The sequence below is a fragment of the Salicola sp. AFF1 genome (assembly GCF_056783195.1).
This window is the reverse complement of record NZ_JBXAYL010000002.1, coordinates 40256-60865: the sequence shown is the minus strand read 5'-3', so window position 1 is coordinate 60865 and position 20610 is coordinate 40256. Positions and strand designations below refer to the sequence as shown.

Here is a 20610-nt window from a genome sequence, read left to right as displayed (position 1 = left end):
TTACGGAACCGGAACCGTGAATGAAAAGCGCGTACCACCGCGCTTAATTTCCAGCTCGAGCCGATCCGAGTTCATCCAGCGCCTCAGGTTTGCCCGGTCTGACTCGATATCACCAAGCTGCTTGCCGTTGACGGAGATGATCACATCCCCCTGTTGCAGGTTCATGGCCGAAAGCCGCTCATTCGTGCCGTCATACACATAGCCGGGGCCATTCTTGTTGGGCCGGAAACCAGCCTGGGCGATGGTCTCCCTGGGGTTTTCCTCAAGCGCCTCGATGGCGCGTTCAACCCCGGCCCGCGTATCTTCCGTGCTTTCCCGCGCCGCCGCAACCCCACCCACTGTGAGCGCCTCGTCATCAAAGCTCAGCGATTCGACCTCACCATTGCGACGCAACAGGATCCGATTGCGTTCCACCGCCACCAGTTCCGCGCCCCCGGGTAGCTCATCGCCCACCCGGTAACGCTCGGCAGCACTCTCCCGACTGGAGAGGATAGCACTGGAGTCCTCCCCGTGACTGGCCAGAAATACACCATGAAGCGTCAGCGTAAGCCCTGTCTCCGGGGCCGTCTCCCGCTCCACGGCGGAGACGTTTTCAGCCTCGCCGGAGGCCGGGCGGCCAAAAAGGGCGAGTTCCTCCAGGGCCGCATCACCACCCCCACCACGGCCGGGCGTAGCCTCCGCCAGCCCCAGCGCCACCGGCTCCGAGGGCGCTGGCCAGAGTAGGCGCCAACTCCACTGCCCGCCCTTCCAGCCAAGCTGAACCACCAAAGCAAGCAGCAACAGGTGCGCCAGACGGACAGGCCAACGGCTCATGGCATCACCTGCTGACTGGCACGGAACACGATGTCGCCCGGAGCCGCTTTCGGCGCGAAGTTCAGGCCCAGAAAGTTAATCCAGCGCTTGTACAATTCAAGCTGCGCCCGGCCCCCGGTGTCGACCAACACGCGCACAGCGGGAGCGCTGGTCCCCTTCTCCATCAACACCAGCTCGGGCTGACCCTTGTTACTGGTCAGCCGCCCTTCGAGGGGCGGCATGCGGGACTGGCGAGGCTGGCTGCCCATGGGCCAGGTGACAGTGCCTCCCGGCCACTGGCCTCGCCCCTGGAAATCGCCAAAGCCCTGCTCCGGATCCCAGACCGCAAAAAAGCTCTCGAGCTCCACAATCCCCGGGACGCGAAGCGGTCGAACTCCCAGATCACGGGCCGTCACCTCCGCCATGTCCAGACGGGCGCGGCGCAACAGCAGCCGCACCCGCCCGTCCAGCATGGCGGTCACACTGCCCTCGGCCTGGGATCCCGGTGAATGCAGCCGCCACTCAAGCGGCACGAACCCATGGATTAACGACCCCGGCTGCAACTGCCAACTCAAACGCAGAGGCAGCCCTTGAAGCGTCAGCCAGGCATCGCCGGACCAAAGGGTTCCTCCCACCTGCCGCACTTTGACCGCTTCAGGGACGGGCAGCTGTTGTGCCGCTTGGTTCCAAACCCACCCTGCGGGAAGATAGACCACCAACGCGGCCGCCCAGGTGACCAGCAACAGTAAAAAGAGCAGGACGCCACGGATTGGCCCAACGCGAAAACGGGGTCGCTCGGCGTCGGGGGACGATTCAGGGCTTTGAGGGGACGATCTACGCATCCGTACGGCAACCACAGCGTTAAGGCGACGATAGGATAACCATAAAAAACCCCCGAGGCGAACCACCACGGGGGTTTTCATGGAGCCGGTCACACCGGCAGAGAAGCGCGGGCGTTTACATCATGCCGCCCATGCCTCCCATGCCGCCCATATCGGGCATGCCGCCACCGCCGGCACCAGCGCCGCCGCCGTCATTCTCTTCCGGCTGATCGGCGATCATGCACTCAGTGGTGATCATCAGACCTGCCACGGATGCCGCTGCCTGCAGTGCGGAGCGGGTTACCTTGGCCGGATCAATGATGCCAGCGTCGAGCATGTCGGCGTACTCGCCAGTTGCGGCGTTGTAGCCGTAATTGCCCTGGCCTTCGAGCACCTTGTCGACCACAACGGCCGGCTCATCACCGGAGTTGTAGGCGATCTGCTTCAGCGGTGCTTCCATGGCACGGCGCAGCAGGTTGATGCCCATCTGGCGTTCTTCGTTGGCGCCCTGAAGGCTCTCAATCGCCTGCAGTGCACGGACCAGAGTCACGCCACCGCCGGCAACGATGCCTTCCTCAACCGCAGCACGGGTGGAGTGCAGCGCGTCTTCAACGCGGGCCTTCTTCTCTTTCATTTCAACTTCAGAGCCAGCGCCCACCTTGATGACCGCAACACCACCAGCCAGCTTGGCAAGGCGCTCCTGGAGCTTCTCCTTGTCGTAATCGGAGGTGCTTTCCTCGATCTGCTTCTTGATCTGAGAAGTGCGGGCTTCGATGTCCTGCTGCTGACCGTTGCCGTTGATAACGGTACTGTCTTCCTTGCTGATGTTGACGCGCTTGGCGCTGCCCAGGTCATCAAGGGAAACATTCTCAAGCGTCAGGCCGACTTCCTCGGAAATGACGGTACCGCCGGTGAGAACAGCGATGTCCTGCATCATTTCCTTGCGACGGTCGCCGAAGCCAGGCGCCTTGACCGCAGCAACCTTCACAATGCCGCGCATGTTGTTGACCACCAGGGTCGCCAGCGCTTCGCTTTCAACGTCCTCGGCAATGATCAGCAGCGGCTTGCCGGACTTGGAAACCGCTTCCAGCGTCGGCAGCAGGTCGCGAACGTTGGAGATCTTCTTGTCGACGAGCAGGATGTAGGGGTCGTCCAGCTCGACAGTCATGCTCTCGTTGTTGTTGATGAAGTAGGGCGAGAGGTAGCCACGGTCGAACTGCATGCCTTCGACCACTTCCAGCTCGTCCTCAAGGCCACGGCCTTCCTCAACGGTGATGACCCCTTCCTGGCCAACCTTGTCCATCGCGTCCGCGATCAGCGAGCCAACGGTGTCGTCGCTGTTGGCGGAGATGGTGCCCACCTGCGCGATGGTCTTGGAGTCATTGCAGGGCGTGGAGAGCTTGCGGATCTCATCAACCGCCGATTCACAGGCCTTGTCGATGCCGCGCTTGAGATCCATGGGGTTCATGCCCGCGGTTACCGCCTTAACACCCTCGCGCACGATGGCCTGGGCCAGAACGGTGGCGGTGGTGGTGCCGTCGCCGGCATTGTCGTTGGTCTGGGAAGCGACTTCCTTGACCATCTGGGCGCCCATGTTTTCGAACTTGTCTTCCAGTTCGATTTCCTTGGCAACGCTTACGCCGTCTTTGGTGACGTTGGGCGCACCAAAGGACTTGTCCATCACCACGTTACGGCCCTTGGGACCGAGGGTGACCTTAACCGCGTCAGCCAGGGTATTAACGCCCGTTACCATCTGCTTGCGGGCCTGGTCGGAGAACTTGATCTCTTTCGCCATAGTGTTCTTTTCCTGTTCGTTGACCGTTGTAACTCGTCAGGTGCCCGGGGCTGCTTCAGCCTTCCAGCACACCGTAAATGTCATTCTCACTCATGATCAGCAGTTCCTCGCCGTCAACCTTGACGGTGTTACCAGCGAACTGCCCGAAAACAACCTGATCACCGACGTTCACCGCCGGCTTACGTACCTCGCCGTTGTCCAGGGTCTTGCCCTCACCCACGGCCAGAACCTCGCCCTGGGACGGCTTTTCCTGGGCATTGCCCGGCAGAACAATGCCACCGGCGGTCTTTTCCTCTTCTTCCTTGCGACGCACGACAACGCGATCGTGTAACGGACGGATTTTCATTGCTGCTTATCTCCAGTTTCGGTTTGTCGGTTAAGCAATGAGTTAAGGTTTCCCCAAAGCACATTGGCCTTGTGGTGGGTGAAATTGGGGACAGGCTCTGCGTTTTCAATCCCCCACCCCCAAAAATTTTTACCGGTGATCCAGCCGATCAGGGTCATCCTCTTTGGTCTGGTGTTCCTGTTGCTCAAACTCACCCTCAATAATGACATTGCCGTAAGCGTCCCGGCGGGGCCCCCGATCACCGTTCTGGGTATACTGTTGGTATTCGTAATACCCGCCCATGGACGCGCCCCCGCCCAACACCATACGATTCACGACATAGCCGCTGAGCCAGCGCCGTATGAACGGGATCAGGCAGGCGAAGCCCACACCGTCAGTCACGAACCCGGGCGTGAGCAGAAGCGCACCGCCCACGGCCAGAAGCAGCCCCTCCGCCATCTCGCGCGCCGGCAGCTCCCCGCTGGCCATGCGCTGGTTGGCCCGCAGCAGGGTTGCCGCTCCCTGCTGGCGAAGCATGGCCGCGCCGATAACGGCCGTCAGCAATACCAGGCCAACGGTGGGAAGGGCGCCAATCAGCCCCCCGACCTCAATAAGGATGACCATCTCGATGATGGGAATGAGGATGAAGGCAACGAGCAATATGGGCATGTGGTCTCCGGACAAACAGGCTTGTGCCTTCCAGCATCGGGGCGACAGGGCCGGAGTTCAACCATACGGAATCGTAATGCATGAATGATTCTGCGCCCGAAGACACGCTCTACCCCGGCTGGCGGGTCTATCTGAACCCGCGGGTCATTGGCATGCTGTTTCTCGGGTTCTCCGCCGGGCTGCCGCTGCTGCTGGTCGGGGGCACCTTTACCGCCTGGCTGCGGGACCTGAACATTGAACTGGCCGCCATCGGTTTTCTGAGCTGGGTGGGGATGGCCCACTCCATCAAGGTCCTCTGGGCACCACTGGTCGACCGACTGCCCCTCCCGATCATCAACGCCGTTTTTGGCCGGCGCCGTGCCTGGATGCTGACGGCTCAGGTGGCAGTGGCCGCAAGCCTTCTGGGAATGGCGCTCACGGACCCCCAGGAACAACTCTGGCTGGTGGCCGTCTGGGCCGTGATCGCCGCGTTTGGCTCGGCAACCCAGGACGTGGCCATCGATGCCTTCCGGGTAGAGGCTGCACCGGAAACCCACCAGGCCGCCATGGCGGCCACCTACGTTACCGGCTACCGGGTAGCGATACTGGCAGCTGGTGCCGGGGCTCTGCATGTGGCCGCCATTGGCAGCTGGTCGCTCTCCTACGGCGTCATGGCCACGCTCATGGGGATAGGGATGGTGACGACCCTGCTCAGCCGTGAACCCGTAGCGGAAGCCGACCGATTCGCGCCGGAATCCGAGGAAAGGGTCATCCAGTACCTGGCCAATACGGAACACACCGGCCTGCACCAGCGCCTCACCGCCTGGTTCATTGGCGCTGTGGTCTGCCCCTTCACGGATTTCTTCCAGCGCTATGGGAATGCCGCCATCGTCATTCTGATCTTCGTGGCCACCTTCCGGATCAGCGACATCTTTATGGGGGTGATGGCCAACCCCTTCTATCTGGACCTGGGCTTCACCAAAAGCGAGATCGCTAATATCGCCGCCGCTTTCGGACTCGCCATGACCCTGGTTGGCGCCGTTATCGGCGGGCTTATGGTGGCACGTTTTGGCATTGCCCGTATGCTGGTGGGCACCGCCTTCATGGCCCCCGCCACCAACCTGACGTTTGCCTGGCTGGCCAGCATTGGCCCGGAAACCATTGGTCTGGTGGCGGCCATTGTGGCGGACAATGTCACAGGCGGGCTCTCCATCTCGGTGTTCATTGCCTACCTCTCCAGCCTCACCAACACCCGCTACACCGCCACCCAATACGCGCTGTTCAGCTCCCTGATGACACTACCCGGCCAGTTCCTGGGCGGATTTACCGGCGTGGTCGCCGAAAACGTTGGCTGGATCGGCTTCTTCCTGATCACCGCCGGCCTTGGCATCCCCGCCATACTGCTTGCCGTGGCCCTGCTCTGGCTGGCCCATCCCGACCGCAATGCCTCGGCGTAACCGCTGTCAGTGCGATCTGGCTCACATCCCGGCCAGATCTGAAAAACGTTTTGCATTCTCCGTCTTCCCCACCCGCTATTGCGGTCTATAATGACCAGCAATACACACAAACAAACGGACAGCAACCACCTCCATGACGCCTGAACTCTCCATCCTCGTTGTAGACGATGCCCGCTTCAGCAGCGCCGTCGTCAGCCGTACACTCAAGCAGGCCGGTTACACCAATGTTCAGGTTGTCAACTCAGCACCCCGGGCGCTGGAAGCTCTGGAAAAGGAACCCACGAGCATACTCATCGCTGACTGGCTGATGCCGGAGATGGATGGGCTGGCGCTCACCGACCGGGTCCGCCAACAGGACGAACAGACCAACCACTACACCTACATCATCCTGCTCACCGGCAAGGAAAGCGTGGAAGCACTGAGCAGCGCCTTTGACCGCGGCGTGGACGATTTCATCTATAAATCCGAAATGAGCCGCCAGCTGGTGCCACGCATCTTTGCCGCAGACCGCCTGGTGGCGCGCCACAACACCCTGCTGCACAACAACCAGCTGCTGATGGCGGAGAACCGGCAGCTGGAAGGGCACAATATCGTGGATCCCGAAACCGGTCTGGGGAACGCCCGCTACGCCCGCCAACGCCTCCAGCAGGCCCTGGATTACACCGAATCACGGGGGGGCGCGGTGGGCTACCTGCTCATCGGCATCCGCCACTGGGAACGCCACATCAGGGAGCACCCCGGCTCAGCGCATCGGGAAATACTGGAAACCCTCTCGCGCCGGATGAAGGACCTGGTCCGGCCACTGGACGCGCTCTGCCGGGTTGGACCTGACCGTTACGCCGTCATTGCGCACTTTCCCGATCCCGAACAATGCCGGCCAGCCGCCTTCCGGCGCCTGCATGACGGCATCAACCACAAAGCCCTCAAAACCCATATGGGCTTCATCGCCGTGGAAGCAGATGCAACGCTGAGCATCGCCAGCGAGACGGAAACGGCGCCCACCGTTGATGCCATGGAAGCTGCTGCGGAGGAAGGGCTCAGTCACGCTCGCCAGTCACGGACGCTGACGCGGGCCCGGCCGAGCGTAGCCACCTGAGCTCTGGGCTTAAGACACCTTGGCGGTACCGCGAGCGGGACAGGGATCAACACCCACCAGCGCTATAAGGCTCTGGCGGTCACCTATCTGGCCGAAATTTCCGGAAAGCCTATCGTATCAGCGAGCAATCTGGTGGAAGCGTCCTCCGATATGGGAACCTCTGAGTGTCGACAACCTGCTCAACGCCATGAAAATGCTTGGGTCAGCCTGCAACATGCTTGATGAAAGATGCTTCAGAGACGAGCTGTGAGTCGTCGGGTAATGGTGCTCTACACAGGAGGTACCATCGGCATGGTTTCCTCGAATGGGGCTTACGTCCCCGGGGCAAACTTTAGCGCGCGATTGGCCCGCCACCTCGAAGAGAGTCGTAACGAGCTGCCACGGTTTGATGTAGTCGAACTGAACCAACTCATCGACAGCGCCAACCTGACTCCCGCTAACTGGACCACCATTGCCCGAGCTCTCGTCGCGAACTGGGACCATTATGACGGTTTTGTGGTGCTCCATGGCACCGACACCATGTCTTACACCGCCTCGGCTCTCTCTTACATGCTCCAAGGCTGCAACAAACCGGTGATCCTGACCGGATCGCAGATCCCGCTTGGGCGGTCGCGTACCGACGCGATCGACAACATCATTAGCTCGCTGGCGCTGGCATCTTTACCTGAGATCTCAGAAGTGTGCCTGTACTTCCGCGGCAATTTACTCCGGGGTAACAGATCGAGAAAGCTGAAAACCAGTGAACTGGATGCCTTTGACTCCCCCAATATGCCAAGCCTTGGCAGCGGGGGCATCAAGCTGGAGCTACAACGCGACCTGCTGCTGTCACCAGGGTGGCCCGATTTTCAGGTGCCCCCATTTAACCCACGCTCAGTGGCTGTTCTTACTCTGTTTCCAGGCATGCCGGTCGCCCTCGTTGAGGCCGCCCTTGGGCTGCCGGAGTTAAAAGGGCTGGTCCTCCATACCTATGGTACGGGCAATGCCCCGGACGCCGATAACGGACTGATCGAGGCTTTGGCTCAGGGAATCACCCAAGGCACCGCCGTAGTGAATGTCAGTCAATGCGTGCAAGGTCGAGTAGCGCAAAAGGACTATGCCTCGGGCGCAGCGCTGGACAGGATCGGCGTTATCCCCGGTCAAGACCTGACTCCAGAAGCCGCTTTCACCAAACTCCACTTCCTGCTGGCCACGGGACACTCTGGTGAGTCACTCCGCAAGGCGCTTCAACAGCCTCTGAGTGGTGACTCCGGGCAACTGGTACACGCAGCAGTGCCCTGTTAGTTGTCTGGTCCCGGGTGATCGATAACCTTTTTGTGAAATAATTCGGGTCGGTCATCCAGAATGATTGTCAACACCGAGGCCATTACAAGCTGTTACGTGTGCTCACAGAGGATCAACAGATGTGATCTCGTTCACAGGACATAATCCAATTGTGGATTTGAGCAGTATCCCCCGGGTGGCAGAGGCGGAAGTCCTGCCGCCGGTAACGGGGTCCTGCGGATCCTGGGGAATATGATTTTTTTCAGGCTTTTCATTCTCCCCTTATGACTTCTTCTCTTGGCGGACTCAGGTCCGCCTTTTTTGTGTGCACCTATTCCGGATACCCCGTAATCGACCGAATACGGTGGTAGAGCGGCGACAGCCTCGAATACATGCGCTGGTAAACCTCCCGGTAAAGTCGCTCATAGAGCGCCTGACGCCCTGCATCCGGCTCAAAACGCTCCCCAATCCGCACCATGGCGGCCACGGCCTGATCATAATCCGCAAACCAGCCCAGACCGACAGCGGCATTGATCGCCGCGCCCAGTCCAGAGGTCTCATAGGTATGCGGCCGCTCCGCGGGCAGACCAAAGATATCCGCGGTGAGCTGTAAGGCTTCGTCACTCTGGGAGCCACCGCCTGCTACCCGGAGGCGCTGCACCGGGACCCGGTTGCGTCGTTCAAGTTTCTCCTGGCCCTCGCGCAGCGCATAGGCCAGCCCCTCAAGGATGGCACGATAGATATGGGCCCGGGTGTGCACATCCCCGAAGCCAATGATGGCGCCCTTGGCCTCTGGCCCCGGCTGGCGCACACCCGGCGACCAGTACGGCTGCAGCATTAAGCCCATGGAGCCAGGCGGGACCTCACGAACCAACTCATCGAAGAGTGCTTCCGGCGCAATGCCCCGCTCTTCGGCAAGGGCTTGTTCACGATGACCGAACTGGCGCTTGAACCAGCTCACCATCCAGAAGCCGCGATAGATCATCACCTCCCCGGAATAGCGCTCTGGCACCGCCGACGGATAGGGCGGCAGAAAGCGGGTCGGTTCCACGTAACGACTGTTGGTTGTATTAATCGTGGCCGTGGTGCCATAGCTCATGCACGCCGTCTCCGGCGAAAGACCACCGGAGCCCAGGATTTCGCAGGCCTTGTCGGAGGCGGCGGCCAGCACCGGCACCCCCTCCGGCAGCCCCAGATGAGCCGCGGCCTCCCGGGTCAGCTCGCCCATGCGCTGCCCCGGATGCACCAGCTCCGGCAGCATGGAGCGCTTAACGGCCATCAGCTGCCACTTCAGGTCCTTCGGCTGGCACCAGTCATGACGCTTGTAATCGAACGGCAGGTAACCGACCTGGCTGCCAGTGGAGTCCACAAAACGCCCGGTCAGACGCCAGCTGAGATAGCCGGAAAGCAGCAGGAAATGGTGCGTCCGGGCCCAGACATCCGGCTGGTTGTGGGCAATCCAGTTGGCCTGGGTCTGCTCCCCGAGCCTCTGGATGGTCCCCGCGAGCCCCAGGGTCTTCAAGAGAAGACGCCACAACGGCGGCACCCGTACCGGCCCGGGGGCGCGGCGCTGGTCCAGCCAGACGATGGCCGGCCGCAGTGGTTCCCCATTGCCATCCAGGTTCACTACCGTGCCGCGCTGGGTCGTCAGCGTCACGCCCGCGACCGTTGCCGGGTCGGCCCCGGTGTTGACCCAGAGATCGGCACAGGCGCGGCCAATGCTCTGCCAGTAATAATCCGGTTTCTGTTCTGCCCAGCCCGGATCCGGCGACTGATAGGGCTCGATTTCCTCGCGACCCTTGCCCACCAGCTCTCCCTCGGCGTTGAAAAGCAGTGCGCGGGCACTCTGGGTTCCCATGTCGATGGCGAGGATGAGCGGTCGACCACTCATGCCGGGGTCTCCGACGGACGGTAGTAGCTGGCGTGCCAGAGGTCGCGGTAACGGGTGCGCTCCTGCTGCCAGCGCTCATCGCTCCAGCCAAGCACCGGCTGGCAATGGGCCCGGATGGTATCCAGCCATTGCTCACCGCCCTCTGGCAACAGCAGTCCCAGACGGGTGCGGCGCAGCATCAGGTCGTCCAGATGCCCGATCCGTTCATGGCGGCAACTCCAGACCAGCTCCGCCAACAGTGTATCCGTATGGCCAATCGGTGTAAGAGGCCCGGCATTCAAAACCTCGGTTATGCGGCTGCCATAATGGCCACACAGCCGTTGCCACTGCCAGGCTGTCAGAGCGTGGGGACGAGCCATCGCGGGCGCGGGCGCAAAGACCTGCTCTTCCACCTCACGCCGGATGCCGTTGTCCGTCCGTACATGATCCAACACTTCCAGGGCAATCAGACGGAAGGTGGTCAGTTTACCTCCCGCGACACTGATCACGCCCTGATCGTTCCAGATCACATGCTCGCGCTTTTCCTTGGACGGCTTCTTCCTGCGGCCACCACCCTCGGAGACGACGGGGCGAACGCCGGACCAGGTACTGATCAGATCCCCCTCGGTGAGATGCGCATCGGGAAAGGCGCCATGGACCGCTTCCAGAAGATAGTTCAGTTCGTCCCGACTGATCACCGCCTCTTTCTGAAGGTCTTCATCGTGATCAAGATCCGTGGTGCCCACCACGGTGACCCCTTCCCAGGGATAGACGAACATGGGCCGATGATCGCGGGGATGAATGAGGGACAGGCTCACCGAGACCGGCAGCTTCCAGAAGGGGAACACCAGATGGCTGCCCCGGAGCGGCCGGATGCGCTGCTCCCCGCCGAGCTGGCTGCGGAGCTTGTCTGTCCAGGCACCAGTGGCGTGCACAATGTGGCGGGCCCTCAGCTCATACGTCCGCTCACTCAGTTCATCATGGACCGTTAGTCGTCCTTCGCCCTGCTCGCCCGGGGGTGTTACCGACAGCGCCCGTGCATAGTTGATCGCACGGCCCCCCGCTCTGGTCGCCTCCTGCAGGATCCGCAGAACCAGGCGGGCGTCATCGGTCACGGCGTCCGAGAAGCGGGTCCCACCCCGTAGCCCATCGCGGCGCAACCCAGGCACCCAACGCAACACGGATTCGCCGGGGAAAAACCGGCGGGTTCGGCGCTGGGCCAGGAAGTCATAGAACCGGAGCAGGAGCCCGAACAGGCCTGGCCCGGGGAACTGGCGCCGAAAATGGGGCATGATGTAGTAAAGGTTGTCCACCAACCCCGGCGCTTCGTTCATCATGCGTTCACGCTCATGCACCGCGTCACGCGTCAGACGGTAGTCCCCGCTCGCCAGGTAGCGCAGCCCCCCATGCACCATTTTCGAGGAGCGGCTGGAAGTGCCCCACGCAAAATCCTGCTGCTCCACCAGCAGCACACTGTAGCCTTCCCGGGCAGCCTCCCGAAGGACGCCGACCCCGGTAATACCACCGCCAATGATCACCATGTCCCAGGAGGTATCCGCTCCCAGAAGCTCAACCGCCTCCTGGCGCTCCTCCCGGATTCCGCCTGTAGCCGTCATGAGGACGCCTCCGATTCATCCAGCAGCAAAACCCCGGGTGCCAACCGCTGCTGCGGGTCCATGTACCGGCTCATGGCGCCCAGCATGCCGATGGTCACCGGCCCTTTTTCAATGGGAAGGTAGGGAGCATGATCCTTGCCAACACCATGCTGATGGCTGATGGTGCCCCGGTTGTTCACGATCGCCTCGGAGGCCGCCTGCTTCAATCGCGCCCAACGCTGGTGGGTGGCTTCATAGCTGTCCGCGCACCGGAAGGCGTAGGTGGTGTAGATGCTGCAGCCCTGGCCGTAGACATGGGATAGATGCGTGAACACGTGAACCGGCTCCCCTTCCGCTTCAAGCCCGTTGCGGAGCGTGGACTCGACATGATCCATCAGCGCATCCACATTGTCCCAGTCCGTTGCCGTCTCAAGGGTGTCCACGGCATAGCCCTGCTCCCAGAGCGTCTCGCGCAAATAGGGCATGGTGAAGCGCTTCTGCTCCCACTTCCTGCCCAGATAGGTCCCGGTGTAAACCCCGTCGTGACGCCGGCTGATGCGCTTGAGCTCACGCAACCCGGTACGGCACTGGGCTTTGGTACCCGTCACCCCGATGGTCATCATGCACTTGCCCTCCCCCGCCCCGCGCCAGGCGAGAAAGCGTTCAAGCACCCCGATCATCCGGGGATGGCCCGCCAAAGCCAGCTGGGTCTCGGTTTCAACGCCATTGCTCAGCCGCAGCATGGAAAGAGGGGTCCGGTTCTGCACCAGCCGGCGCGCGCACTGGCGTGCCCGCTCCCAGTCCGGGAAGAACAGGACATGAAAGGATTCATGGTCGGCGACAGGCGTCACCCGGACCTTCACCTCCGAGATGACACCAAACCGGCCCTCGGAACCAAGCACCATTTCACGCGGATCCGGGCCAGCGGCAGAGGCGGGGAAGGTCGGGATGGTCCATGTGCCCTGGAAGGTTTCCACGCGACCACCGGCGAAGAGCTGCTCGATGCGCCCATAGCGCAGGGACTGCTGGCCACTGGACCGGCTGGCCACCCACCCCCCAATGGTGGAGAGCTCAAAAGACTGGGGAAAATGGCCCAGCGTATAGCCATGGGCCAGCAGCTGGGCCTCCACCAGCGGGCCCGGGGTGCCCGCACCGAAGGTAGCGACCTGACTTTCAGCGTCCAGATCCAACAGCCGATTCATACGCGCCAGCGACAGCGTGAGCACGGGCTTGCCGGAGGCCTCTGGGTTGATGTGGCCGGCCACACTGGTGCCACCGCCATAGGGAATCACGACCAGGTCCTGCTCCTGGGCCCAGGCCAGAAGTGCCGCCACCTCATCACTGTGTTCAGGCAGCGCGACCGCATCCGGAAAAGCGCCGAAAGCCCCGCTGCGCATCGCCAGCCAGTCCGCCAGGCTCTGGCCGCGAGCGTGGCGAACGCGGGTCTCGGCGTCCGTGTAAACGCCCTCACGCTCTGGAACCCGGGATTCAGGAACCTGGGCGCAGACCTGTTCAAGGCTGGCCTCGGACAATGACGTGGCGGCCCCGAGACGGGCTTTCAGGAAATCCTGCCCATGGGGCGGTAGTGGCAGATGGAAGCTGGCATCACCCCAGCCGTTCCAGCGTCGCATTGGATGGTACTCCCTTCAGGCTTTTTGTTTGCTGCCTTTGATACACCATCGGGGATTTGATTGTCCATCATTTTTAGAGTTTTTGCTCTAAGCAGATACTTGCGGCAGGAAGGCCGGCCTTCACCAAAAGGCCAAGCGTTCAGGAATGGGCCTCAACCCTGTTGCGCCCCTCGGTCTTACCGCGATACAGCGCCGCATCGGCTCTCTTGAGCACCTGTTCGGGGTTCTGATCATCCTCGTTCAAGACGCTGATGCCGGCTGTGAGCGTGATATGGAAGGTATCACCGGCCTCCGTGTGGGCATGCGGCTGTCGCGCTACGTCGAGTCGCAACCGGTCTGCCAGTTCCAGTGCCTCAGAAAGGCCAGTGCCCGGCAATAACAGCCCAAACTCTTCGCCCCCAAGGCGGCAGGTCAGATCGCTTTCCCTGACATTGCCCGCCAGGGTGCACGCAACGCTTTTGAGCACCCGATCGCCGATACTGTGGCCGTAGGTATCATTGACCGCCTTGAAATGATCGACATCGAGCATGATGACCGCCGCCGGAATGCGTTTTCGGTGGAACAGTTCGTAGCTTTCCCTGAGGCGCTCCATGAAGACGCGCCGATTATGGATCTGGGTCAGCGGGTCGGTAATCGACATCTGTCGCAGGCGCGCCTCCTGCTCCTTCTGTTCGGTGATGTCCCTGACGGTACCAATCAGAAGCTGGTCATCCCCCGAAGGCGTGTAATCCGCTCGCTCATGAACCCATCTCACAGTGCCATCCGGACGAATGATCCGGTGCTCGACATCGTGCAGGCCCGTCTGCTTCGCGCGCTCATCACTGGCCTCCACCTTCCCCAGGTCTTCCGGATGCACGAAAGCCTTGAACGCATCGACCGAGGGCTCAAACGTATCCTGGCAGACGCCGAATATCTCGAAGACCTTACTCGACCAATAGAGATCGCCCGTTTCGAGATTCGCTTTCCAGTAGCCAAGGTTACCGATTTCCTGGGCTTTCTCCAGGGTCTGCACCAATTCCCTGTTGGCAGCACATTCCTCACGCAGGCTCTGCTCGGTATGTTTCTGGGTGGTGATATCAAGGTGGGCGCCGCTAACCCACTCAGGGTAGCCATCCGGGGTCCAGCTGATGACCCTGCCAAAATCCCGGATCCAGACCAAGTGGCCATCACGGTGGTGGACGCGGACCTCGCAGTCATAGGCTGAAACGCGGCCCTCAAAATGCGCCTTCAACGCTTTCTCTGATACGGGCCGATCCGCCTCATACAGCACAGCCAGCCACGTCTGGATGGAGGTTGGCTCAAGCTCTGCCAGTGTGTACCCCAACATCCCGGCCCAATATTCATTGAACTCGGTCTCGCCCGTCTGCACGTTCCACAGCCAGGTACCCAACTTGGCAACATCAATAATGGTCTCGAGCGCGGAAATCCGATCTCCAGACAACGGACGCTGCTCCATACGTCACTCCCAGCCCAAGGTAATCATCAACCACAATACGCACGTCATGATACGGTGAAACTGTGGATCATACGTAATGTTGGGTGTTCAAAAGTTGCTAAATCGGCGCAAAAGCCATTTACTGACGGAGGCTGCGGAATGCACAGATGCCCTCCCGCAGCGCCCACACCCAACCGGCGGAACCAGAACAGATCGAGTCGATCGGTGACAACACTCCAGTTGAATGCGGACATGGGTGAAAGCTTCGGCCCCTGGGCCATGGGCATGGACGAAGCCGTTATGCCCGTGGTGGACCTGGCCAACGTGGCCTGTGGCTTCCACGCCTCCGATCAGGATCATATGCGGCGCACCGTGCAGCTGGCGGTCGACCATGACGTAACCATCGGCGCTCATCCGGCCTACCCGGACCTGATGGGCTTCGGCCGGCGATCCATGGCATGCTCGGTCGATGAGGTCGAAAACCTCGTCCTTTACCAGATTGGCGCTCTGGACGCCTTCTGCCGTGCTGCAGGCACCCGGGTGCGCTACGTCAAGCCGCACGGTGCCCTTTACAACGATATGATGAAGGACCACGACATACTCGCCGCCGTTATGCGGGCGGTGAAAGCATTCAACCCGGCCCTGGCGCTCATGGCCATGGCCACCCGAGACAACCACCCGGTGCGTTCCCTGGCCGCTTCCCACGGCGTCACGCTCTGGCTTGAGGCGTTCGCGGACCGCGCCTACGATGGCGACGGCCACCTGGTGAGTCGGCGTGAGCCCGGGGCCGTCCATCAGGATGCGGAAACCATCGTGGAACAGGCCCGGCGTATTGCATGGGGCGAACGACTCACCACCAGCGACGGGCAGGAACTGGTTCTGGAAGCGCACACGCTCTGTGTCCATGGTGACAACCCGGACGCCATTGCCGTCATACGCCGCATCCGGGATGTCGTGACCACCAGGGCCCGCTCATGACAGTGCCCCGCTTGGAAAATGCCGGTGCCGACGCCTGGATCGTGCGCCTCGCCGAGCGCATCGACCCAGCCAATCGCCGCTGGATCAACGGTTTCTCCCGGGATTGCCGCCATGCCTTCGGGAATGCACTGGTGGAACTGGTGCCCTCCTACACCACCGTGCTGGTGCAATACGATCCCTGGCAACTCAGCGATGTCACATCCCGGGAACGGCTGGAACGCCTCCTGGCCCAGCTGGCACCGGATGAGGATGAAGCAGGGGGGCGGCTGGTGGACATCCCCGTCTGGTACGACGTCAGTGTCGGGCCAGAGCTGGCACTGATCGCGCAACGCAATGGCTGGTCGGCGCAACAGGTGGCCGAAGCCCATGCCGCCACTGAGTACCAGGTGTTCGCGCTGGGCTTCGTGCCCGGATTCGCGTTCATGGGCTTGGTCGAGCCGCAGCTCGCAACGCCCCGGCTGGCCACACCGCGCGAGCAGGTCCCCCGGGGCAGCATCGCCATTGCCGAACGCCAGACCTCCGCCTACCCACAGGTCACGCCGGGTGGCTGGAACCTCATCGGGCGCACCCCCCTCACACTGTTTGACGCTAACCGCGACCCCATGACCGTACTTGAAACCGGGGACCGGGTCCGCTTTGTGCCTTTATCACGGGAGCGCTTCATCGAAATGGGAGGCGACGTGACCCCCGTGGGGGAGGCAGCGACATGAGCAACAGCCCTCACCTCCGGGTCGAGCAAGCAGGCCCCCAAACCCTGTTACAGGACGGGGGTCGTTTCGGGGTGCGCCACCTGGGCATCACCCAGGGCGGGCCGATGGACTGGCATGCCGCCGGGTGGGCCAACGTCCTGTTGGGCAACGCTTACGCCGCGCCTGTGCTCGAGATCACGATTGGTGGACTCGCCCTGGCCGCCGGAGCCAGTACACCGCTGGCGCTTGCCGGGGCGGACCTGGGCGCTGCCCGCAATGGCCAGGCGCTGGCACCCTGGCAGCGGTTCCAGCTGAGTGCTGGCGACCGGCTGACCTTCGACCTGCCCCGCACCGGCCTTCGCGCCTACCTCGCCGTACCCGGTGGCTGGCGGGGCGACGTCAGCCTGGGCAGCGTGGCCTGCGTCCCCCGCGAGGGGCTGGGAGGGCATAAAGGCGGCGGCTGGCCGGTGGCGGCCGGTGACCAGCTGGCCTTCCAACCCCAGCCCTCAACCAACCTGCCCGCCGCCGATACGGTTCCACAACCTCACCGTATTGATTACGCCCAGCCGGCCCGGCTCGGCCTGATTCCTGGCGGCCAGGCAGCGCTGTTTGATGGGTTCAGCCTGTACCAGGCCTTCAACCTTGAATGGACAGTGGCCACCCGTGCCGACCGCATGGGAATCCGCCTCAATGGGCCGGAGCTGACCTGCCACCACAACCCCATGGTTTCCGAGGGCATCCCCTCCGGTGCGGTCCAGGTACCTGCTGACGGCCAGCCCTTCTGCCTGATGAACGACCGCCAGACCATTGGCGGCTACCCACGCCTCGGCACCCTCACCCCGCTTGCCCGCGCCCGGCTGGCCCAGTGCCCGCCCGGCCACCCGGTCCACCTCCACGCCTGCGGTACCGGAACCGCCCAGCGGGCATGGCGCGCGGCATTGGATGCCATGACGGGTTGCCCCCGCCAGCGTGATGAATCAATCGTCCCGGCAACCAATAAGAGAGACTGACCATGGCAACCCCCAACGTCCGTACCGAGGAAAACGGCCCGATCTGCACCATCATCCTCGACCGCCCAGACCGCAGGAACGCCGTTGACCGCGAAACGGCGCAAGCGCTGCAGGCGGCTTTTGAGCACTTCGAAACCAATGAAGCGCTCCACGTCGCGGTGCTCTGGGGCGCCAATGGCATCTTCTGTTCCGGCGCTGACCTCCAGGCCATGGGCGACCCAGAAACACGCAACGCGCTGGATGCCGATGGCGCCGGGCCCATGGGGCCAACCCGTATGACGCTCACCAAGCCAGTCATTGCGGCGGTTTCCGGCTACGCGGTCGCCGGGGGACTGGAACTGGCTCTGCTCTGTGACATGCGCGTCGCGGAGGAATCCGCCACCTTTGGCGTGTTCTGCCGGCGCTGGGGCGTGCCCCTGATCGACGGCGGCACGGTGCGCCTGCCCCGGCTCATTGGCCACTCCCGGGCCATGGACATGATCCTCACCGGTCGCCCCGTTCAAGCCCAGGAGGCGTTGCAGGCCGGCCTGGCCAACCGGGTTGTTCCTGACGGCCAGGCGCGGGAGGCCGCCGAACAGCTGGCGGAACAGATCGCCGGCTTTCCACAGCAGTGCCTTAGAGCAGACCGGGCCTCCGCCTATCAACAGTGGGACCTGCCCATGGACGAGGCACTGCGCCACGAAGGCAGAAACGGCTACCCGATTGTCTTCGAGGAAGCCATCGCCGGTGCCGACCGCTTTGCCAAAGGCGCAGGCCGCCACGGCCATTCAGACGCCGGATCCTGAAAACCAACCGCCCCTGATGCTGGCCCCGCAAGTGCCGGGGCCAAACGTTCAGGCAGCTGTAACGCCCCCCCGCTCCTTAGTCTCCTGATCCGTACCATGCATCAGACCCGCCCTGAGTCGTGCAACCAGTCCAGACTCAAACTACTGAAACGCTAATAACAACGATTATCAGTTGTCATTTTGTTGGTTTCCTTTAGGATACCCCGACAAGGCGGGCCGGCCCCAGTGTCGCCCCGCTGACGGCCAACCATTCAATCAACGAGGAACCTCGACAACCATGCGAGACTTTCGTTCCCCCGGCGCTCTCTACACGATCAACGTCATGCTTGCCACCGCTGGGCTGGCCCAACCGGCCCTGGCGACCGAGGACAACACCGACTATTCCGCCACCCTGCCCACCCTGCTGATCGAGTCCAGTTCGGCGTCGAGCCCGACAGAGGGATATGTGGATTACGAAGGGGCGACCATTACCCGCAACGGCCTTCCAAGCGAGGATGTTCCGAAAACCATTGATGTCATCAACATCCAGAATGACCAGAACTACGGCACCGACGACCTGAGTTCCATTCTGGAAGGCAACGCCGGTGTCGATGCGGGCTACGACATGCGCAGCGAAAACATCTACCTGCGAGGATTCAGGGCCGACGCCAACGACATTCACCGTGACGGCATCCGCTCCAGCGGCCAGGTCCGGCGCAGCACCGCCAATATCGAGCGGGTCGAGATCCTCAAGGGGCCCGCCTCGGCGCTTTATGGCCGCAGCAACGGCGGCGGTGTCATCAACCTGGTCAGCAAATCCGCCAACTTCACGCCGAAGCGTCAGCTGGGCGTCAGCTATGGTTCCTGGGCGGACCGCAGCGTGAACGTGGACATCAACGAGGTCGTCAATGACAACCTTGCAGTACGCCTTACCGGTGAAACCGGCAAGTCCAACTCGTTCCGTTCCGGCATTGAAAGCGAAAACGACATGGTGTCACCGAGTGTCGTGATGACCTCCGATGACGGCAGCCTCACCTGGGAGGCCCAGTACACGTACGACAAAACCTGGCGGGTCCCCGACCGCGGCCCGAGCAAAACCGAATACGACCGCATGGGGATTGACTATGACACCGGCTTCGCCCATCCCGGGGATTACGTTGAGGACATCCTGCATTTCGCCCGCTCCAAGGTGAGCTACCAGATTGCCAAGGATTGGAAACTTGATTGGCTGGTGGGTTACCGGGAAGCCGAACAGAACTTCGATCACCACTACGCTGGCAGTTTCAATGAGGATTCCGGGCTGCTGTCGCGCAACTACGCGTGGCAGGACACCGACAACACAACCCTCACCAACACCCTCAAACTCACCGGTGAGATGGAGACGGCGGGACTGACCCACCAAATCACCGTTGGGCTGGAGGACAGCCGGGAAGAACGGGTTCCGCGGGTCGGTTTCGAAAGCGACTTGGTTGCCATTGATCCCAATGACCCGGCCAGTTGGCCCCGTCCTGACCAGGCCAATGCCCCCGTATTCTTCGATAACGTCCACGAGGCGGACACCCAATCCCTGTTCGTGCAGGACCTGATTGAGCTGACACCCGCCCTTAAAGTAATGCTGGGTGGCCGCATTGATGACTATGAATTCAAGAGCACCAACATTGATGATGAAAGCAGCCGCTACGGGGAAACCGCATTCAGCCCGGACGCCGGGGTGGTTTACGACCTGACCGGGGACCACACCGTCTACACTTCCCTCAGCCAGAGTTTCTCACCCTATGGCGGCCAGGGGTACCTGGGCATCAGTTCCTCCGGGGACAGCGACACCTTCAATACGGACCCCGAGGAAAACCGCCAGTATGAAATCGGCCTGGAGAGCGACTGGCTGGATGAGCGGCTGACCTCCACGGTGTCGGTGTACCACATCGAACACCGTAATATCCGTTACCAGCCCGACCCGGAAAACGATCCCTACCGGTGGGCGGTGCGTGGCAAGGAGCGTTCCCAGGGCCTGGAGCTGAGCATGACCGGCCAGATGGTTGAACACTGGTACCTGCGCGGCTCATTGGGCGTCATGTCGGCGGAGGTGGTTGAAAACCGTGAAGAGCCCGCCGAGGAAGGCCGCCACCTGGAGAACACCAGCAACGTTCAGGGCAATGCCTTTGTCCGCTATGTTCCCAACGACCGATGGTACGGCGAAATGGGCGTCACCCACCAGGGCGACCGCTACAACTACGATCGCGATGGCAGCACCGCGCACCTGGACGGCTTCACCCGAGTTGATGCCATGGTTGGCTGGCAAGGGCGTCATTGGAGCGCCAAGCTTGCTGTGCGCAACCTGCTTGATACCGACTACTGGCGCTCGTCCAGAAGGCCAGGCAAGCCGCGTTCCGTAAACGGCGAACTCAGCTACAGCTTCTGACGCCACGGCAACCGGGCGGCCCAAC

The 20610-nt window shown here is 62.1% G+C and carries 17 protein-coding genes and 1 pseudogene; 9 read left to right on the top strand and 9 right to left on the bottom strand.

The annotated features are described in order from the left end of the window. The 5 genes from AC1RQI_RS01625 to AC1RQI_RS01605 form a co-directional block, all read right to left on the bottom strand. Positions 1–813: a type II secretion system protein N gene (locus tag AC1RQI_RS01625; RefSeq protein WP_481903406.1), complete on the bottom strand. Its 813-nt coding sequence runs from the start codon at positions 811–813 to the stop codon at positions 1–3. Then, a complete protein-coding gene (gene gspN / locus AC1RQI_RS01620) occupies positions 810–1634 on the bottom strand; it encodes a type II secretion system protein N (RefSeq protein WP_481903405.1) in 825 nt (274 codons plus the stop codon). Before gspN ends, AC1RQI_RS01625 begins: the two co-directional genes overlap by 4 nt. 115 nt (positions 1635–1749) lie before the next feature. Beyond that, positions 1750–3408, bottom strand: a complete 1659-nt coding sequence (gene groL, locus AC1RQI_RS01615) for a chaperonin GroEL (protein WP_481903404.1) — start codon at positions 3406–3408, stop codon at positions 1750–1752. A gap of 55 nt (positions 3409–3463) precedes the next feature. Then, complete coding sequence (gene groES / locus AC1RQI_RS01610; protein ID WP_416635132.1) at positions 3464–3754, bottom strand: co-chaperone GroES; 291 nt, start codon at positions 3752–3754, stop codon at positions 3464–3466. Between the two features lie 129 nt (positions 3755–3883). Then, on the bottom strand, positions 3884–4402 hold the full coding sequence (locus AC1RQI_RS01605) for an FxsA family protein (protein ID WP_481903403.1): 519 nt from the start codon (positions 4400–4402) through the stop codon (positions 3884–3886). Positions 4403–4482: 80 nt separating this feature from the next. Here AC1RQI_RS01605 and AC1RQI_RS01600 point away from each other — a divergent pair, with 80 nt between their 5' ends. The 4 genes and pseudogenes from AC1RQI_RS01600 to AC1RQI_RS01585 all read left to right on the top strand — a co-directional run bounded on the left by AC1RQI_RS01600 (position 4483) and on the right by AC1RQI_RS01585 (position 8215). Continuing rightward, positions 4483–5838, top strand: a complete 1356-nt coding sequence (locus AC1RQI_RS01600; protein WP_481903402.1) for an AmpG family muropeptide MFS transporter — start codon at positions 4483–4485, stop codon at positions 5836–5838. Positions 5839–5971: 133 nt separating this feature from the next. Further along, positions 5972–6934 (top strand): GGDEF domain-containing response regulator, encoded by a 963-nt coding sequence (locus tag AC1RQI_RS01595; protein WP_481903401.1) that lies wholly within the window; start codon positions 5972–5974, stop codon positions 6932–6934. Positions 6935–6949: 15 nt separating this feature from the next. Then, positions 6950–7090 (top strand): annotated as a pseudogene (gene aspA / locus AC1RQI_RS01590) (aspartate ammonia-lyase); the annotation flags it as partial. A 105-nt stretch (positions 7091–7195) separates the two neighbouring features. Beyond that, on the top strand, positions 7196–8215 hold the full coding sequence (locus tag AC1RQI_RS01585; RefSeq protein WP_481903400.1) for a type I asparaginase: 1020 nt from the start codon (positions 7196–7198) through the stop codon (positions 8213–8215). A gap of 310 nt (positions 8216–8525) precedes the next feature. On the opposite strand, the gene AC1RQI_RS01580 is transcribed toward AC1RQI_RS01585, so the two are convergent. From AC1RQI_RS01580 to AC1RQI_RS01565, 4 genes are all read right to left on the bottom strand, one after another. After that, a complete protein-coding gene (locus tag AC1RQI_RS01580; RefSeq protein ID WP_481903399.1) occupies positions 8526–10085 on the bottom strand; it encodes an FGGY-family carbohydrate kinase in 1560 nt (519 codons plus the stop codon). Then, the gene (locus tag AC1RQI_RS01575) at positions 10082–11680 is read right to left on the bottom strand and encodes a glycerol-3-phosphate dehydrogenase/oxidase (RefSeq protein WP_481903398.1); all 1599 of its coding nucleotides are present in this window, start codon (positions 11678–11680) and stop codon (positions 10082–10084) included. The genes AC1RQI_RS01580 and AC1RQI_RS01575 overlap by 4 nt, the downstream gene beginning before the upstream one ends. After that, entirely contained in the window at positions 11677–13290 is a 1614-nt protein-coding gene (locus tag AC1RQI_RS01570; RefSeq protein WP_481903397.1) for an FAD-binding oxidoreductase, read from the bottom strand. The genes AC1RQI_RS01575 and AC1RQI_RS01570 overlap by 4 nt, the downstream gene beginning before the upstream one ends. Positions 13291–13429: 139 nt before the next feature. Beyond that, positions 13430–14746, bottom strand: coding sequence for a sensor domain-containing diguanylate cyclase (locus tag AC1RQI_RS01565; RefSeq protein ID WP_481903396.1), 1317 nt, complete (start codon positions 14744–14746; stop codon positions 13430–13432). A gap of 204 nt (positions 14747–14950) precedes the next feature. Here AC1RQI_RS01565 and AC1RQI_RS01560 point away from each other — a divergent pair, with 204 nt between their 5' ends. The 5 genes from AC1RQI_RS01560 (at position 14951) to AC1RQI_RS01540 (ending at position 20585) form a co-directional block, all read left to right on the top strand. Then, the gene (locus AC1RQI_RS01560) at positions 14951–15703 is read left to right on the top strand and encodes a 5-oxoprolinase subunit PxpA (RefSeq protein ID WP_481903395.1); all 753 of its coding nucleotides are present in this window, start codon (positions 14951–14953) and stop codon (positions 15701–15703) included. After that, complete coding sequence (pxpB, locus tag AC1RQI_RS01555) at positions 15700–16413, top strand: 5-oxoprolinase subunit PxpB (protein WP_481903394.1); 714 nt, start codon at positions 15700–15702, stop codon at positions 16411–16413. Before AC1RQI_RS01560 ends, pxpB begins: the two co-directional genes overlap by 4 nt. Continuing rightward, positions 16410–17402 carry a 5-oxoprolinase subunit C family protein gene (locus AC1RQI_RS01550; RefSeq protein WP_481903393.1) on the top strand — a complete coding sequence of 331 codons (993 nt, stop codon included), beginning with the start codon at positions 16410–16412 and terminating at the stop codon, positions 17400–17402. Before pxpB ends, AC1RQI_RS01550 begins: the two co-directional genes overlap by 4 nt. Before the next feature lie 2 nt (positions 17403–17404). Beyond that, a complete protein-coding gene (locus tag AC1RQI_RS01545; protein ID WP_481903392.1) occupies positions 17405–18187 on the top strand; it encodes a crotonase/enoyl-CoA hydratase family protein in 783 nt (260 codons plus the stop codon). A gap of 277 nt (positions 18188–18464) precedes the next feature. Next, positions 18465–20585, top strand: coding sequence for a TonB-dependent receptor (locus tag AC1RQI_RS01540; protein ID WP_481903391.1), 2121 nt, complete (start codon positions 18465–18467; stop codon positions 20583–20585). The last annotated feature ends 25 nt before the right edge of the window (positions 20586–20610 follow it).

What these genes read in the sequence shown, in the direction of transcription:
- gspN (WP_481903405.1), bottom strand. Translation starts at nt 1,634, where the DNA reads ATGCGTAGATCGTCCCCTCAAAGCCCTGAATCGTCCCCCGACGCCGAG.
- AC1RQI_RS01595 (WP_481903401.1), top strand. Translation starts at nt 5,972, where the DNA reads ATGACGCCTGAACTCTCCATCCTCGTTGTAGACGATGCCCGCTTCAGC.
- groES (WP_416635132.1), bottom strand. Translation starts at nt 3,754, where the DNA reads ATGAAAATCCGTCCGTTACACGATCGCGTTGTCGTGCGTCGCAAGGAA.
- AC1RQI_RS01565 (WP_481903396.1), bottom strand. Translation starts at nt 14,746, where the DNA reads ATGGAGCAGCGTCCGTTGTCTGGAGATCGGATTTCCGCGCTCGAGACC.
- AC1RQI_RS01600 (WP_481903402.1), top strand. Translation starts at nt 4,483, where the DNA reads ATGAATGATTCTGCGCCCGAAGACACGCTCTACCCCGGCTGGCGGGTC.
- AC1RQI_RS01570 (WP_481903397.1), bottom strand. Translation starts at nt 13,290, where the DNA reads ATGCGACGCTGGAACGGCTGGGGTGATGCCAGCTTCCATCTGCCACTA.
- AC1RQI_RS01545 (WP_481903392.1), top strand. Translation starts at nt 17,405, where the DNA reads ATGGCAACCCCCAACGTCCGTACCGAGGAAAACGGCCCGATCTGCACC.
- AC1RQI_RS01605 (WP_481903403.1), bottom strand. Translation starts at nt 4,402, where the DNA reads ATGCCCATATTGCTCGTTGCCTTCATCCTCATTCCCATCATCGAGATG.
- AC1RQI_RS01550 (WP_481903393.1), top strand. Translation starts at nt 16,410, where the DNA reads ATGAGCAACAGCCCTCACCTCCGGGTCGAGCAAGCAGGCCCCCAAACC.
- AC1RQI_RS01540 (WP_481903391.1), top strand. Translation starts at nt 18,465, where the DNA reads ATGCGAGACTTTCGTTCCCCCGGCGCTCTCTACACGATCAACGTCATG.
- pxpB (WP_481903394.1), top strand. Translation starts at nt 15,700, where the DNA reads ATGACAGTGCCCCGCTTGGAAAATGCCGGTGCCGACGCCTGGATCGTG.
- AC1RQI_RS01580 (WP_481903399.1), bottom strand. Translation starts at nt 10,085, where the DNA reads ATGAGTGGTCGACCGCTCATCCTCGCCATCGACATGGGAACCCAGAGT.
- AC1RQI_RS01575 (WP_481903398.1), bottom strand. Translation starts at nt 11,680, where the DNA reads ATGACGGCTACAGGCGGAATCCGGGAGGAGCGCCAGGAGGCGGTTGAG.
- AC1RQI_RS01585 (WP_481903400.1), top strand. Translation starts at nt 7,196, where the DNA reads ATGGTGCTCTACACAGGAGGTACCATCGGCATGGTTTCCTCGAATGGG.
- AC1RQI_RS01625 (WP_481903406.1), bottom strand. Translation starts at nt 813, where the DNA reads ATGAGCCGTTGGCCTGTCCGTCTGGCGCACCTGTTGCTGCTTGCTTTG.
- groL (WP_481903404.1), bottom strand. Translation starts at nt 3,408, where the DNA reads ATGGCGAAAGAGATCAAGTTCTCCGACCAGGCCCGCAAGCAGATGGTA.